Origin of the sequence: Pseudomonas sp. PS02303 (assembly GCF_029959925.1) — a bacterium.
Lineage (GTDB): Bacteria > Pseudomonadota > Gammaproteobacteria > Pseudomonadales > Pseudomonadaceae > Aquipseudomonas > Aquipseudomonas mandelii.
Genome location: NZ_JASCOM010000149.1, coordinates 1 through 14,498 on the forward strand (window position 1 = coordinate 1; position 14,498 = coordinate 14,498).

Genomic DNA, 14,498 nt, shown 5'->3' on the forward strand with positions numbered 1-14,498 from the left:
GAGCCTGCTCGCGAATGCGGTGGTTCAGTCAACAGTGTCGGCGACTGGCACATTGCATTCGCGAGCAGGCTCGCTCCCACAGGGGATTTGTGGTGTTCTTTCGCTGACCTTCAAGTCAATAAAACCGGCACTTTGCGCCGTATGACAGATGGTCGTTTCAGGGGCTGTTTATCTGCTTCATTGAGGTATACTGCGCGGCCTTCGGCCGGCTTGACTGGCCATAATTCGTACAATCAAGCCACGCATTTTGCGTGGCTTGTTGTTTTTTGACGCGCCTGCGGGCGCCCAGAGAGAAGAGGCACGACGATGAGTGCACTGGTTGGCGTGATCATGGGCTCCAAGTCCGATTGGTCCACCCTTAGCCACACCGCCGATATGCTGGAAAAGCTCGGCATCCCTTACGAGGTGAAAGTGGTCTCTGCCCACCGCACCCCGGACCTGCTGTTCCAGTACGCCGAAGAGGCGGAGGCGCGTGGCATCGAGGTGATCATCGCCGGTGCCGGCGGCGCGGCCCACTTGCCTGGCATGTGTGCGGCCAAGACCCATCTGCCGGTGCTGGGCGTGCCGGTGCAGTCGTCGATGCTCTCGGGCGTCGATTCGCTGCTCTCGATCGTGCAGATGCCAGCGGGCATTCCGGTTGCCACCCTGGCCATCGGCAAGGCCGGCGCGATCAACGCAGCCCTGCTGTCGGCGAGTATCCTCGGCGCCAAGCACCCGCAGTTCCACGCGGTGCTGAAAAAATTCCGCGCTGAGCAGACAGACAGCGTCCTGGAAAATCCAGACCCACGCATCGCCTGAGGTTGTTGACGATGAAGATCGGTGTAATCGGTGGCGGCCAGTTGGGCCGCATGTTGGCGTTGGCGGGCACCCCGCTGGGCATGAACTTCGCTTTCCTGGACCCGGCACCGGATGCTTGCGCAGCCGCGTTGGGCGAACACCTGCGGGCCGATTATGGCGATCAGGACCACCTGCGTCAGCTGGCTGATGAAGTCGATCTGGTGACCTTCGAGTTCGAAAGTGTCCCGGCTGAAACCGTGGCTTTCCTGTCGCAATTCGTCCCGGTCTACCCGAGCGCCGAAGCCCTGCGTATCGCCCGCGATCGCTGGTTCGAGAAGAGCATGTTCAAGGACCTGGGGATTCCCACCCCTGCGTTCGCCGACATTCAATCGCAAGCCGATCTGGACGCTGCCGTGGCGTCGATCGGTCTGCCGGCCGTGCTGAAAACCCGCACCCTGGGTTACGACGGCAAGGGCCAGAAAGTCCTGCGCAAACCGGAAGACGTGGTCGGCACCTTCGCCGAACTGGGCAGCGTGGCCTGCCTGCTGGAAGGCTTCGTGCCGTTCACCGGCGAGGTCTCGCTGATCGCTGTGCGTGCTCGCGATGGTGAAACCAGGTTCTATCCGCTGGTTCACAACACCCACGACAGCGGCATCCTCAAACTGTCCGTGGCCAGCACCGACCATCCGCTGCAAGCCTTGGCGGAAGACTATTCCAGCCGCGTGCTCAAGCAGCTGAATTACGTCGGCGTGATGGCGTTCGAGTTCTTTGAAGTCGACGGAGGCCTCAAGGCCAACGAAATCGCCCCGCGCGTGCATAACTCGGGTCACTGGACCACTGAAGGCGCCGAGTGCAGCCAGTTCGAAAACCACCTGCGGGCTGTTGCTGGCCTGCCGCTGGGTTCGACGGCGAAGGTCGGCGAGAGCGCGATGCTCAACTTCATCGGCAAAGTCCCGGAGACTGAAAAGGTCCTGGCTATCGCCGATTGCCATCTGCATCACTATGGCAAAGCGTTCAAGGCTGGCCGCAAGGTCGGTCACGCCAACCTGCGTTGTGCAAACCGCGAAACACTGGCCGCGCAGATCCTCAAGGTCGAAGCGCTCATCGCCGAATAAACAGTTTCATGTGGCAGCGGCGGAACCATTCTAGGTCCGCCGTTCTCTCATGGCAGGATGCGAAAGTCTGACTAGGCTTCTGCGTTGCCATTCAATCAGAGGGAAGTGCCATGGGAATTATCGGAACCATCTTTATCGGCTTGATCGTCGGCCTGCTGGCTCGGTTCCTGAAACCGGGTGATGACAGCATGGGCTGGATCATGACCATCCTGCTCGGTATCGGCGGTTCGCTGGCGGCCACTTACGGCGGCCAGGCTCTGGGCATCTATCACGCAGGCGAAGGTGCAGGCTTCATCGGTGCGCTGGTCGGCGCGGTGGTGCTGCTGGTGATCTACGGTTTGATCAGAAAGAACTGATTCAAGCGACGAAGTCCTCTCCGCGCCGCACGCGGGGAGGGCTAGAATGCTCGGCGTTGCACAGACCTCTCCTTATGCCGAGCACCTTCATGCGCCGTTTTCTGCTGACTTTTCTTTTACTGGGTACGGGCCTTGCCCATGCCGGCGAACTGCCGGAAACCGACTGGCTCGAACTGATGCCCAAGTCGGACCAGAAAGCCCTCGAGGCCATGCCCGAAATCAACCACAACTCCCCCGAAGGCGATGGCACCTTTACTGAAAAAGGTGGCATGAAGCAGAGCAAGGGCTTGCCGGCGGTGATGTATTCGACCAAAACCGTGCCGTCGATGAACGACAAGAACATCCGCATCGGCGGTTATCCGGTACCGCTGGAGTCCGACGCCAAGGGCCGCAGCACGCTGTTCTTCCTTGTCCCGTACCCGGGCGCCTGCATCCACGTGCCGCCACCGCCACCTAACCAATTGGTGTTGGTGCGTTATCCGAAGGGTTTGAAGCTGGACGATATCTACACACCGCTGTGGGTGACCGGCACGCTGAAGGTCGAGAAGGTCAACAATGATTTGGCTGACGCGGCGTATGCGCTGGATGCGGCGAAGGTGCGGGTGGTGCAGGAGTCGGATTTGTAACAGCGCCAACCAGACTGACAAAGATCCACTGTGTGCGAGCCTGCTCGCGATAGCGGTGTAACAGCCAATATTGATGTTGGATGTTATGACGTCATCGCGAGCAGGCTCGCTCCCACATTGGTTTTGTGGTGTTGCTTATAAAGGGTTGCTGGCGATGCTGACTTCGAGAGTGTGGGTGGCGCCGGGTTTCAGCGTCACCACATCATCCATCACATTCGCCGTCTCGATGCACAGCATCTTCTGCCAGCCATCGTCGGCCATGTCGCTGAATGCCACCGCGCGTTCGATCCACGGGTTCCAGATCACCGCCGAGCGCGAACCACTGCTGGTCAGCTCAATGCGCCGTTTCCAGGCCGGGTCGACAATGCTCAGCTTCGCCGGGGTATCGAGGTAGATACGGTCGGTTTCGCCGGTAAAGCGCAGATCGCCGGTCTGGGTCACGGTTTTCCAGTCGTCCAGCGTTTCGATATAGCTCAAGCTATCCAGCCCTTCGACATGCACCGTGCGCACATCGCTGACAGCGAAGTAACTGTGCAACGCTTGGCTGATGGTGACGGTATCGGTGCCCTGATTGTGGCTGGTCAAGCTGATGTGCAGTTGCTCATCCAGACGGATGCTCAACTTCAGATCCACCTGATGTGGCCAGCCTGGAAAGCCGCCTTCGGGGTAGGGCAGGACGAATTCCACCTTCAGGCTCTCGCCCTCGGTTTCTATGCCGCCCAATTCCCAATCCATCGCCCGGACAAAACCGTGGGCAGTCGGCGGTTCGTTGCTGACGCGCATCGCCTGGACGCTTTGCGGGTTGCGCTTGAAATTGCCGAACCACGGCCAGCACACCGGCACGCCGGCGCGGATGCTCTTGCCGGTCTTGAACACGGCCTCATCGTTAAGCCAGATCAGCGGCGGTTGGCCGGCCAATTGATAACTGAGGATGTGCGCGCCTTGCTGGGCAACCAGCAATTCGGCCTGACCGTGGCGGATGCGCCAGCAGTTCAGTTCATCCAGTTTCACGGCTTCAACGTTGGGCGTGCTCATGGGGCAACTCTCGATCAGGAACAATGACTGCAATGGACCGCAGAAAGGTCGCCGTGTTTAACGCGCGCGTGGAGGAACCGAACGAGTACGGCCGCTGCCATCGATCGCGACAAACACAAACACGGCTTCAGTCACTTTACGCCACTCGCTGGACAGCGGATCGTCGCTCCAGACTTCGACCATCATCTGAATCGAGCTGCGACCGATTTCCAGCGCCTGGGTATAGAAGGACAGCTGAGCGCCGACCGCCACCGGGACCAGGAACGCCATGCGATCAATCGCCACGGTTGCTACGCGCCCACCCGCAACTTTGCTGGCCATTGCGGTGCCGGCCAAATCCATCTGTGCCACCAGCCAGCCGCCGAAAATATCGCCAAAGCCGTTGGTTTCACGCGGAAGCGCGGTGATTTGCAGGGCAAGGTCGCCTTGCGGAATTGGATCTTCTTGTTCGAGCTCTATCATGCCGGGGGTGCCTCTGACCCGTGACTCTTCATTGGTACTTCAGGTGAATAGCCGTCTCAAGAAAAAACGATTCAGCCCCGAACATACTACGTTCGTCACGTTTTTCGAAAGGCGCCTAAAGGGAAACTCTGCGAAACCGACTGAGCCACGCAATGACCTTGCCAGTCATCCAGCGCGTTTTCGCACAGCAACCCCTTACAAATGCTGCAACGCAGCGAGTATATCGATCGGTAGACTCCGAGACGACCGTCCGGTTCTCATTTTGACCGTCAAATACGCACCTCTATGTGCTTTTTCGAACAATTTGCTATCGTGCCGGACCTGCCCAAGCCCTCGCCAGCGTTGTTGGGGTTGCAGATCCGACTATAAGAGAAGCCCTTGCCATGACCACAGCGCCCTCTAGCATCGCGCAGCCGACCCAGCCCGCACGCCCGTTAACCCGTAGCGACTACAAGACGTTATCGCTGTCTGCCCTGGGCGGTGCACTGGAGTTTTACGACTTCATCATCTTCGTGTTCTTCGCCACGGTGGTGGGCAAACTGTTCTTCCCGGCGGACATGCCCGAGTGGCTGCGCCTGATGCAGACGTTCGGCATTTTCGCCGCCGGCTACCTCGCTCGTCCGTTGGGCGGCATTGTGATGGCCCATTTCGGCGACCTGCTTGGCCGCAAAAAGATGTTCACCCTGAGCATTTTCATGATGGCGGTGCCGACCCTGATCATGGGTCTGCTGCCGACCTATGCGCAGATCGGCATGTGGGCGCCGATCCTGTTGCTGTTGATGCGGGTGATTCAAGGCGCGGCGATTGGCGGTGAAGTGCCGGGCGCGTGGGTATTCGTTTCCGAACACGTGCCGCAGCGACATATCGGTTATGCCTGCGGCACCCTGACGAGCGGTCTGACGGCTGGCATCCTCCTGGGTTCATTGGTCGCCACGGCGATCAACAGCATTTACACCCCGCTGGAAGTGTCCGATTACGCCTGGCGGATCCCGTTCCTGCTGGGTGGCGTGTTCGGTCTGTTCTCGGTCTACCTGCGCCGCTGGTTGCACGAGACCCCGGTGTTTGCCGAACTGCAACTGCGCAAGGCCCTGGCCGAAGAAGTGCCTCTGCGCGCGGTGCTGCGTGACCATCGCGGTGCGATCCTGATTTCCATGTTGCTGACCTGGCTGCTGTCCGCCGGCATCATCGTGGTCATTCTGATGACGCCGACCGTGCTGCAGACCGTTTACCACTTCTCGCCAACTACCGCGTTGCAGGCCAACAGCCTGGCGATCGTGTTCCTGAGTGTAGGTTGCGTGGCTTCCGGTGCCCTGGCTGACCGTTTCGGCGCTGGCCGAGTGTTTGTGTTTGGCAGCGCCGCGCTGTTGATCAGCTCGTGGACGTTCTATCACAGCCTGTTCAACCACCCGGACTGGCTGTTCCCGATGTACGCCTTGACCGGTTTCCTGGTCGGGACCATCGGTGCAGTGCCCTACGTGATGGTCAAAGCCTTTCCAGCGGTGGTGCGCTTCAGCGGGTTGTCGTTCTCCTACAACCTGGCCTATGCGATTTTCGGTGGTTTGACGCCGATGGTGGTGACGCTGCTGCTCAAGGAAAGCCCGATGGGGCCTGCCTACTACGTGGCGATCATTTGCGGGGTCGGGATTCTGGTGGGTGCGTATCTTTGGAAGAAGGGTCGCTGATCCCCGAAACTGTCTGTAGCTGTACCGGCCCTATCGATAGCAGGCTAGCGCCCACATTGAATTGCATTCCAATGTGGGGCTAGCCTGCTAGCGATTTGGGGCGCATGAATTATCCGGCAAAAAACTCGAATGCTGGCCTTTCATCCAATTGTCATATTTCAGCCATAGAGTGTTCACACGGCCTGCTGATACTTGGCCCCGACTAACACACCCTATCTGCTAGGAGTAAGGCATGAAACTGAAGCGTTTGATGGCGGCAATGACTTTTGTCGCTGCTGGCGTTGCGACTGCCAACGCGGTTGCCGCTGTTGACCCTGCTATCCCGAGCTACACCAAGACCACTGGTGTGTCGGGCAACCTGTCCAGCGTCGGCTCCGATACCCTGGCCAACCTCATGACCCTGTGGGCTGAGAACTACAAAAAAGAATACCCGAACGTCAACATCCAGATTCAGGCTGCTGGTTCCTCTACCGCGCCACCTGCGCTGACTGAAGGCACCGCTAACCTGGGCCCGATGAGCCGCAAGATGAAGGACAACGAGCTGCAAGCCTTCGAAACCAAATACGGCTACAAGCCAACCGCTATCCCGGTTGCCGTGGACGCCCTGGCTGTCTTCGTACACAAAGACAACCCGATCCAGCACATGACCATGGAGCAAGTCGACGCGATCTTCTCCTCGACTCGTCTGTGCGGTGCTAAAACCGACGTGAAAACCTGGGGTGATCTGGGCGTGACGGGCGACCTGGCCAACAAGCCGGTTCAGCTGTTCGGTCGTAACTCGGTATCCGGCACCTACGGATACTTCAAAGAAGAAGCCCTGTGCAAAGGCGACTACAAGCCAAACGTCAACGAACAACCAGGTTCGGCTTCGGTCGTGCAGTCGATCAGCTCTTCGCTGAACGGTGTTGGTTACTCGGGCATCGGCTACAAAACCGCTAGCGTGAAGACGGTGGCCCTGGCCAAGAAAGGCAGCACCGAGTTCATCGAAGACAGCGAAGAAAACGCCCTGAACGGCAAGTACCCACTGTCGCGTTTCCTCTACGTTTACGTCAACAAAGCCCCGAACAAGCCTCTGGCCCCGCTGGAAGCTGAGTTCGTGAAACTGATTCTGTCCAAACAGGGTCAGGAAGTTGTAGTGAAAGACGGTTACATCCCACTGCCAGCCAAGGTTGCTGCAAAAGCACTGGCTGACCTGGGTCTGCAAGAAGGCAGCAACGTAGCAAAAAAGTAAAACCCTGAGCCCGGGGTAATCCCGGGCTCTGCAGGAGCGAGGCTTGCCCGCGAAAGCGGTGGTTCAGTCAACGTGACGTTGAATGTAATGATGCCTTCGCGAGCAAGCTTCGATCCTGCAAATGCCGGTACGCCGGCCCCCAAATTTCCGGTCCACTGCCAGTTCCCGCTGGCGGCGGATTTGTTGCGTCACTGCATTGTCATCTTTCTGTCATACAGGATCGCTAGGGTGTGCGCATGAATGATCTGGCCAATTCCACCATGACTACTAATCCCCCCAAGCGAATTGATTTCAATACGCCTGAGCTGCAACGCAAGCGCCGCATCCGCGCGCTCAAAGATCGCCTGACCCGCTGGTACGTCCTCGTGGGCGGCCTTGCCGTTCTCGGCGCGATCACGCTGATCTTTTTCTTCCTCGCCTACGTCGTCGCGCCGCTGTTCCAGGGTGCCGACCTGACCGCCAAGGACGCCATCACGCCTGCCTGGATGCAAGACGCCGGCAAGCCGCTGATGATCTCCCTGGAAGAGCAGAACCAGGTCGCCATGCGGGTTTCCGACAAAGGGCAGGCACTGTTCTTCGATATCGACAGTGGCGCCGAACTCAAGCGCGTCGATCTGCCGATCCCGGCCGGCACTACCGTGACTTCCATCGGCGAAGACCAACCGGGCCATCCCTTGGTGGCTGTAGGTTTGTCCAATGGCCAGGCGCTGGTGTTCCGCCACACGTATAAGGTCAGCTACCCGGACGGCAAGAAAACCATCTCGCCAGCCGTCGAATACCCGTACGGCGAAACTCCGATTGCGCTGAACGAGGCGGGCGGTGCGCTTGAGCACGTCAGCCTCAACGCCACCGACACCACTCTGATGCTGGTTGGCTCCACCGGTTCGCAACTCAATGTGCTCTCGCTGACCAGCGAAGAAAACATGATGACCGGCGAAGTCACCAACGAGCAGAAGCGTATCGAGCTGCCGCAGATGACCGAGCCGGTGAAGAACATCTTTGTCGATCCGCGTCAGCAATGGCTGTACGTGATCAACGGTCGCGCCCAGGCCGACGTGTTCAGCCTGCGCGACAAGAGCCTCAACGGTCGCTACAAATTGCTGGAAAACGGTGACGCCGAAATCACTGCCAGTACTCAACTGGTGGGCGGTATCTCGCTGATCCTCGGCGACTCCAAAGGCGGCCTGGCCCAGTGGTTCATGGCCCGTGACCCGGATGGCGAGTTGCGCCTGAAGCAGATCCGCACTTTCCAGATGGGCACTACGCCGATCGTTGAAATCACCGCTGAAGAACGTCGCAAAGGCTTCGTGGCCCTCGACGCCTCCGGCAAGCTTGGCGTGTTCCACAGCACCGCCCACCGCACCTTGCTGGTGGACCAGGTGGTCGACGGCCAAGGTGTCTTCGGCCTGTCGCCACGGGCCAACCGTGTGATCGTCGAAGCGGGCGGCAAGATTCAGCCGCTGCTGCTCGACAACCCGCACCCGGAAGTGTCGTGGAGCGCGTTGTGGAGCAAGGTCTGGTACGAGAACTACGACGAGCCTAAATACGTCTGGCAATCGACCGCCGCCAACACCGACTTCGAACCCAAGCTGAGCCTGTCGCCACTGACCTTCGGCACCCTGAAAGCCGCGTTCTACGCCATGCTGCTGGCCGCTCCTCTGGCCGTCGCTGCCGCGATCTACACCGCGTATTTCATGGCCCCGGGCATGCGCCGCAAGGTCAAGCCGGTGATCGAGCTGATGGAAGCGATGCCGACGGTGATCCTCGGCTTCTTCGCCGGCCTGTTCCTCGCGCCTTATGTGGAAGGGCATTTGCCGGGCATCTTCAGCCTGCTGATGCTCCTGCCGATCGGCATCCTGGTCGCCGGTTTCGTCTTCAGCCGCCTGCCTGAGTCCATCCGCCTGAAAGTGCCGGACGGCTGGGAAAGCGCGATCCTGATCCCGGTGATTCTGTTTGTGGGCTGGTTGTCGCTGTACATGAGCCCGTACATGGAAACCTGGTTCTTCGGCGGCGACATGCGCATGTGGATCTCCCACGACCTGGGCATTACCTACGACCAACGCAACGCTCTGGTAGTCGGTCTGGCCATGGGCTTCGCGGTCATCCCGAACATTTACTCCATCGCCGAAGACGCCGTGTTCAGCGTGCCCCGCGGCCTGACCCTCGGTTCCCTGGCCCTCGGTGCGACGCCATGGCAGACCATGACCCGTGTGGTGATCCTCACCGCCAGCCCGGGCATCTTCTCGGCACTGATGATCGGCATGGGCCGTGCGGTCGGTGAAACCATGATCGTGCTGATGGCCACCGGTAACACCCCGGTCATGGAAATGAACCTGTTCGAAGGTCTGCGAACGCTGGCCGCCAACGTCGCGGTGGAAATGCCCGAGTCGGAAGTCGGCGGCAGCCACTATCGCGTGCTGTTCCTCTCGGCACTGGTGCTGCTGTTGTTCACCTTCGTCATGAACACCCTCGCGGAACTGATTCGTCAGCGTCTGCGCAAGAAATACTCGTCGCTTTAAGAAAGGTAGAAGTCTGTGAAACAGAACTCCCTGAAAGGATGGTTCAAGAGCGGCGCCCCAGGCGTCTGGATCAGCGGTGGCGCGGTGTCCATCGCGGTCATCATGACCATTGGCTTGCTGGCGGTGATTGCCGTGCGCGGTCTGGGCCACTTCTGGCCGGCAGACCTGGTGCACGCCAGTTATGACGTGCCGGGCCAGGCCAACCACCTCGTCATCGGCGAAGTGGTGCAGAAAGAAGAAGTGCCGCGCGAGCGCCTGAAAAGCGCTGGTCTGCCGGTGCCCGATCAGGGCCCGGAGTTCATGACCCGTGAGCTGATCAAGGTCGGCAACCGCGACCTGAACGGCAACGACTTCACCTGGATCGTCGGCGAGTGGCTGACCAACCAGAAGACGCCGCCGGAGCTGATGGCCGTCGAGCGTCGCGAGTGGGGCAACTTCTACGGCTACCTGGTCAACGTCAAGCAGGACGGCAAAGTCATTGCTGAGGGCGAAGCCGCATGGCCCGAGTTGCAGGCCCGTGTCGATCGCGTGAACAAGCTTGCTGCACAGCTCAAGACCCTGGAAAAAGTCGACATTGGCGCGATCAACGCCGGTCTGGAACGTGTGCGTCTGCACGGTCGCAAACTGGAACTGGCCGGCCAGCTCGACGCCGCCGCGCAAGCGGACATGGAATCCGAGCGCGCTGAGCTCAATGCTCGTTATCAGGACATCGAAGCCCGCCTGAATGACCTGCACGCCCAGTTCAACCGCGACAGCCTGACCGCCCGCGATGCCAACGGCAAAGAGATCGAGATCGGCATCGGCAAAGTGGTCCGCGCCTATCAGCCGAACGCCATGGGCACCTTCACCAAGATCGGCTTCTACGTCAGCAAGGTCTGGGAATTCCTCAGCGATGACCCGCGTGAAGCGAACACCGAGGGCGGGATCTTCCCGGCCATTTTCGGCACCGTCATGATGACCTTGATCATGGCGATGATCGTGACGCCGTTCGGCGTGTTGGCGGCGGTTTACCTGCGTGAATACGCCAAGCAGAACGCGTTGACCCGAATTATCCGCATCGCGGTGAACAACCTGGCGGGCGTTCCGGCGATTGTCTACGGCGTGTTCGGCCTGGGCTTCTTCGTCTACGTACTTGGCGGTTCGGTTGACCGGTTGTTCTTCCCGGAAGCGTTGCCGGCGCCGACCTTCGGTACACCGGGTTTGCTTTGGGCGTCCCTGACCCTGGCGCTGCTGGCGGTGCCGGTGGTGATCGTGGCCACGGAAGAAGGCCTGGCGCGGATTCCTCGCACCGTGCGTGAAGGCTCGTTGGCCCTCGGCGCGACCAAGGCTGAAACCTTGTGGAAGATCGTGCTGCCAATGGCCAGCCCGGCAATGATGACCGGCATGATCCTCGCCGTGGCGCGCGCCGCCGGTGAAGTGGCGCCGCTGATGCTGGTGGGTGTGGTGAAACTGGCGCCGTCGCTGCCACTGGACGGCAACTACCCGTACCTCCACCTGGACCAGAAGATCATGCACTTGGGCTTCCATATCTATGACGTCGGCTTCCAAAGCCCGAACGTCGAGGCCGCGCGGCCGCTGGTGTACGCCACGGCGCTGCTGCTGGTGCTGGTGATCGCCACGTTGAACCTGTCGGCCGTTTATATCCGTAACCATCTGCGCGAAAAATACAAAGCTCTAGACAGCTAAAGCCATTAGCCACAAGCGGCAAGCTATAAGCCGCTTTTGCTCAAAACTTGCAGCTTGCAGCTAGAAGCTTGCAGCTACGAACGGAGTGAGACCCCATGCAGCACGAAGCACATACCCACGGCATCAACATGTCTGCCCTGGGCCGCGACAAACAGAGCTTGAGCCTTGAACAGGAAACCGTGGCCATCGAAGTGCCGGGCCTGAACCTGTTCTACGGCGACAAACAAGCGCTGTACGACGTCAGCCTGAACATTCCGAAACAGCGTGTGACCGCCTTCATCGGCCCGTCCGGCTGCGGCAAGTCCACGCTACTGCGTACCTTCAACCGCATGAACGACCTGGTCGACGGTTGCCGCGTAGAAGGTGAAATCAACCTGTACGGCCACAACATCTACCGCAAGGGCGAAGACGTGGCCGAACTGCGTCGTCGCGTCGGCATGGTGTTCCAGAAGCCGAACCCGTTCCCGAAAACCATCTACGAAAACGTGGTGTACGGCCTGCGTATCCAGGGCATCAACAAAAAGCGCGTTCTCGACGAAGCGGTCGAGTGGGCGTTGAAAGGCGCGGCGCTGTGGGACGAAGTCAAAGACCGTCTGCATGAATCGGCACTCGGCCTGTCCGGTGGTCAGCAGCAACGTCTGGTCATCGCGCGCACCATCGCTGTAGAGCCGGAAGTGCTGCTGCTCGACGAACCATGCTCGGCACTCGACCCGATCTCCACGCTGAAAGTCGAAGAACTGATCTACGAATTGAAATCGAAATTCACCATTGTCATCGTGACCCACAACATGCAGCAGGCCGCGCGGGTTTCCGACTACACGGCGTTCATGTACATGGGCAAACTGGTGGAATTCGGCGACACCGATACGTTGTTCACCAATCCGGCGAAGAAGCAGACCGAAGACTACATCACGGGGCGGTACGGCTAGCCGTACAGCTGAAAGCCGCAAGTTTCAAGCGGCAAGTAGGAAGCGGTGCGATATCAGGACTTATACATAACTGCTTGAAGCTTGCAGCTTGAAGCTGGCAACTTTCGCGGAGCGAACCGAATGATTAGTAAAGAAGGCCTTACCCATCACATCTCCGCGCAGTTCAACGCTGAGCTGGAGGAAGTTCGCAGCCACCTCCTGGCCATGGGCGGTCTGGTGGAAAAGCAGGTCAATGACGCGGTGACCGCGCTGATCGAGGCCGACTCCGGCCTGGCCCAGCAGGTTCGCGAGATCGACGACCAGATCAACCAGATGGAACGCAACATCGACGAAGAATGCCTGCGCATTCTGGCCCGTCGTCAGCCGGCCGCATCCGACTTGCGTCTGATCATCAGCATCTCCAAATCGGTGATCGACCTGGAGCGCATCGGTGACGAAGCGACCAAGATCGCCCGCCGCGCCATTCAGTTGTGCGAAGAAGGCGAGGCCCCGCGCGGCTACGTCGAGGTTCGCCACATCGGCGACCAGGTGCGCAACATGGTGCGTGACGCGCTGGACGCCTTTGCCCGCTTCGACGCCGACCTGGCGTTGTCGGTGGCCCAGTACGACAAGATCATCGACCGCGAATACAAGACCGCACTGCGTGAGCTGGCGACCTACATGATGGAAGACCCGCGCTCTATCTCGCGGGTCTTGAGCATTATCTGGGTGCTGCGTTCGCTGGAGCGGATCGGCGACCACGCGCGCAATATCTCGGAACTGGTGATTTACCTGGTGCGCGGCACGGACGTGCGTCACCTGGGCCTCAAGCGCATGAAAGAAGAAGTTGAAGGCACAAGTGGCGAAACCGCTAATGTTCCGGGCAAAGCTGACGATAAGTAAGACTGCCCAAGAAAAACGCCCGGTCCTTTGGCCGGGCGTTTTTGTGTGTGGCTTTCGACTTCAAAAGCAGCACCCGCGAACGAAAAGTCCCGGCGTGACTGAAGGTTTTTGGCAATGTGCCATCAGCAAAACGGTATGCTTGCCGGGATTTTTTCGAGGGGTGATGGATGAGCAAGATCAGTGTGTTGGTGGTGGACGATGCAGCGTTCATTCGTGACCTGGTAAAGAAGTGCCTGCGTAACTACTTCCCGGGTATCCGGACCGAAGATGCCATCAACGGCAAAAAAGCTCAGGCCATGCTGGCCAAGGAAGCGTTCGACCTGGTGCTGTGCGACTGGGAAATGCCGGAAATGTCTGGCCTGGAACTGCTGACCTGGTGCCGCGAGCAGGACAATCTCAAGACCATGCCCTTCGTGATGGTGACCAGCCGTGGCGATAAAGAGAACGTGGTCCAGGCGATTCAGGCCGGCGTTTCCGGCTACGTCAGCAAGCCCTTCACCAACGAACAACTGCTGACCAAGGTCAAGCAAGCGCTGAACAAGGTCGGCAAGCTCGACGCCTTGATGAACGGTGCGCCGACCAAAATGAACTCGGCTTTCGGCAACGATTCCCTGAGCGCATTGACCGGCGGCAAGGCGGCCGTGGTCGCACCTGCAGCGGCGCCAGTCAACCCGTTCGCCAAACCTGCTGCCGCCGCGCCGACCCCTGCCCCGGCTGCGTCTCGCGGTTTGCTCAATAGCCCGCCGGTCAAGGCACCGGGCGCTGCTTCCGCTCCCGCCAGCGGTCGGGGTCAAGGCCAGCTGCGTTTGCCAAGCGGCATTCAGCAGTGCGTGATCAAAGCCTTGAGCATCAAGGAAGCGCTGCTGGTGGTAAAGCGCACCGACACGCTGCCGCAAGTCCTCGACAGCGCCGTGCTGGACCTGGAGCAGGGCGACAACGCTGAAGTCGCCCGCCTCAATGGCTACTTGCACGCCATTGTCGCGTTTGAGCCGAAACCTGACAGCGACTGGCTGCAACTGACCTTCCGCTTTGTGGATCAGGATGCGCAGAAGCTCGACTACATCTCCCGATTGATCGCACGTGGCACGGCGCAGAAGCATTTCGTCCCAGGCGCGTAATCTTCATCGCCTGAGAGTCCGTCTTCGCGGGCAAGCCTCGCTCCTACAGATCACACCGACCTGTAGGAGCGAGGCTTGCC

Annotated in this window: 13 protein-coding genes; 11 read left to right on the plus strand and 2 right to left on the minus strand. The window is 59.7% G+C overall.

The genetic code is table 11. The features are described 5' to 3' along the window. Positions 1 to 306: 306 nt before the first annotated feature. From purE to QMX98_RS24295, 4 genes are all read left to right on the plus strand, one after another. Positions 307 to 798, plus strand: coding sequence for a 5-(carboxyamino)imidazole ribonucleotide mutase (purE, locus tag QMX98_RS24280; RefSeq protein WP_008150032.1), 492 nt, complete (start codon positions 307 to 309; stop codon positions 796 to 798). An 11-nt stretch (positions 799 to 809) separates the two neighbouring features. Next, a complete protein-coding gene (locus QMX98_RS24285) occupies positions 810 to 1,892 on the plus strand; it encodes a 5-(carboxyamino)imidazole ribonucleotide synthase (protein WP_077748549.1) in 1,083 nt (360 codons plus the stop codon). A 110-nt stretch (positions 1,893 to 2,002) separates the two neighbouring features. Continuing rightward, on the plus strand, positions 2,003 to 2,248 hold the full coding sequence (locus QMX98_RS24290) for a GlsB/YeaQ/YmgE family stress response membrane protein (protein ID WP_010465333.1): 246 nt from the start codon (positions 2,003 to 2,005) through the stop codon (positions 2,246 to 2,248). 89 nt (positions 2,249 to 2,337) lie between these two features. Next, the gene (locus tag QMX98_RS24295) at positions 2,338 to 2,874 is read left to right on the plus strand and encodes a DUF3299 domain-containing protein (protein WP_282411490.1); all 537 of its coding nucleotides are present in this window, start codon (positions 2,338 to 2,340) and stop codon (positions 2,872 to 2,874) included. A gap of 135 nt (positions 2,875 to 3,009) precedes the next feature. Here the strand turns inward: QMX98_RS24295 and QMX98_RS24300 are convergent, their stop codons facing one another. Continuing rightward, complete coding sequence (locus QMX98_RS24300) at positions 3,010 to 3,909, minus strand: D-hexose-6-phosphate mutarotase (protein WP_282411491.1); 900 nt, start codon at positions 3,907 to 3,909, stop codon at positions 3,010 to 3,012. Positions 3,910 to 3,966: 57 nt separating this feature from the next. After that, a complete protein-coding gene (locus QMX98_RS24305) occupies positions 3,967 to 4,371 on the minus strand; it encodes an acyl-CoA thioesterase (RefSeq protein ID WP_007896491.1) in 405 nt (134 codons plus the stop codon). Positions 4,372 to 4,754: 383 nt separating this feature from the next. Here QMX98_RS24305 and QMX98_RS24310 point away from each other — a divergent pair, with 383 nt between their 5' ends. The 7 genes from QMX98_RS24310 to QMX98_RS24340 all read left to right on the plus strand — a co-directional run bounded on the left by QMX98_RS24310 (position 4,755) and on the right by QMX98_RS24340 (position 14,418). Then, on the plus strand, positions 4,755 to 6,053 hold the full coding sequence (locus QMX98_RS24310; protein ID WP_010465323.1) for an MFS transporter: 1,299 nt from the start codon (positions 4,755 to 4,757) through the stop codon (positions 6,051 to 6,053). A gap of 232 nt (positions 6,054 to 6,285) precedes the next feature. After that, the gene (locus QMX98_RS24315) at positions 6,286 to 7,284 is read left to right on the plus strand and encodes a phosphate ABC transporter substrate-binding protein PstS family protein (RefSeq protein ID WP_282411492.1); all 999 of its coding nucleotides are present in this window, start codon (positions 6,286 to 6,288) and stop codon (positions 7,282 to 7,284) included. Between the two features lie 485 nt (positions 7,285 to 7,769). Beyond that, a complete protein-coding gene (locus QMX98_RS24320; protein WP_169857242.1) occupies positions 7,770 to 9,803 on the plus strand; it encodes an ABC transporter permease subunit in 2,034 nt (677 codons plus the stop codon). 15 nt (positions 9,804 to 9,818) lie between these two features. Further along, complete coding sequence (gene pstA / locus QMX98_RS24325) at positions 9,819 to 11,489, plus strand: phosphate ABC transporter permease PstA (protein ID WP_010465316.1); 1,671 nt, start codon at positions 9,819 to 9,821, stop codon at positions 11,487 to 11,489. A 95-nt stretch (positions 11,490 to 11,584) separates the two neighbouring features. Continuing rightward, positions 11,585 to 12,418, plus strand: coding sequence for a phosphate ABC transporter ATP-binding protein PstB (gene pstB, locus QMX98_RS24330; protein WP_010465315.1), 834 nt, complete (start codon positions 11,585 to 11,587; stop codon positions 12,416 to 12,418). 120 nt (positions 12,419 to 12,538) lie between these two features. Next, positions 12,539 to 13,300, plus strand: a complete 762-nt coding sequence (gene phoU, locus QMX98_RS24335; protein ID WP_008150055.1) for a phosphate signaling complex protein PhoU — start codon at positions 12,539 to 12,541, stop codon at positions 13,298 to 13,300. A 167-nt stretch (positions 13,301 to 13,467) separates the two neighbouring features. Beyond that, positions 13,468 to 14,418 (plus strand): response regulator, encoded by a 951-nt coding sequence (locus tag QMX98_RS24340; RefSeq protein WP_010465313.1) that lies wholly within the window; start codon positions 13,468 to 13,470, stop codon positions 14,416 to 14,418. Positions 14,419 to 14,498: the final 80 nt, after the last annotated feature.

What these genes read in the sequence shown, in the direction of transcription:
- QMX98_RS24305 (WP_007896491.1), bottom strand. Translation starts at nt 4,371, where the DNA reads ATGATAGAGCTCGAACAAGAAGATCCAATTCCGCAAGGCGACCTTGCC.
- purE (WP_008150032.1), top strand. Translation starts at nt 307, where the DNA reads ATGAGTGCACTGGTTGGCGTGATCATGGGCTCCAAGTCCGATTGGTCC.
- QMX98_RS24340 (WP_010465313.1), top strand. Translation starts at nt 13,468, where the DNA reads ATGAGCAAGATCAGTGTGTTGGTGGTGGACGATGCAGCGTTCATTCGT.
- QMX98_RS24290 (WP_010465333.1), top strand. Translation starts at nt 2,003, where the DNA reads ATGGGAATTATCGGAACCATCTTTATCGGCTTGATCGTCGGCCTGCTG.
- QMX98_RS24315 (WP_282411492.1), top strand. Translation starts at nt 6,286, where the DNA reads ATGAAACTGAAGCGTTTGATGGCGGCAATGACTTTTGTCGCTGCTGGC.
- QMX98_RS24285 (WP_077748549.1), top strand. Translation starts at nt 810, where the DNA reads ATGAAGATCGGTGTAATCGGTGGCGGCCAGTTGGGCCGCATGTTGGCG.
- pstB (WP_010465315.1), top strand. Translation starts at nt 11,585, where the DNA reads ATGCAGCACGAAGCACATACCCACGGCATCAACATGTCTGCCCTGGGC.
- QMX98_RS24300 (WP_282411491.1), bottom strand. Translation starts at nt 3,909, where the DNA reads ATGAGCACGCCCAACGTTGAAGCCGTGAAACTGGATGAACTGAACTGC.
- QMX98_RS24320 (WP_169857242.1), top strand. Translation starts at nt 7,770, where the DNA reads ATGCAAGACGCCGGCAAGCCGCTGATGATCTCCCTGGAAGAGCAGAAC.
- QMX98_RS24310 (WP_010465323.1), top strand. Translation starts at nt 4,755, where the DNA reads ATGACCACAGCGCCCTCTAGCATCGCGCAGCCGACCCAGCCCGCACGC.
- phoU (WP_008150055.1), top strand. Translation starts at nt 12,539, where the DNA reads ATGATTAGTAAAGAAGGCCTTACCCATCACATCTCCGCGCAGTTCAAC.
- QMX98_RS24295 (WP_282411490.1), top strand. Translation starts at nt 2,338, where the DNA reads ATGCGCCGTTTTCTGCTGACTTTTCTTTTACTGGGTACGGGCCTTGCC.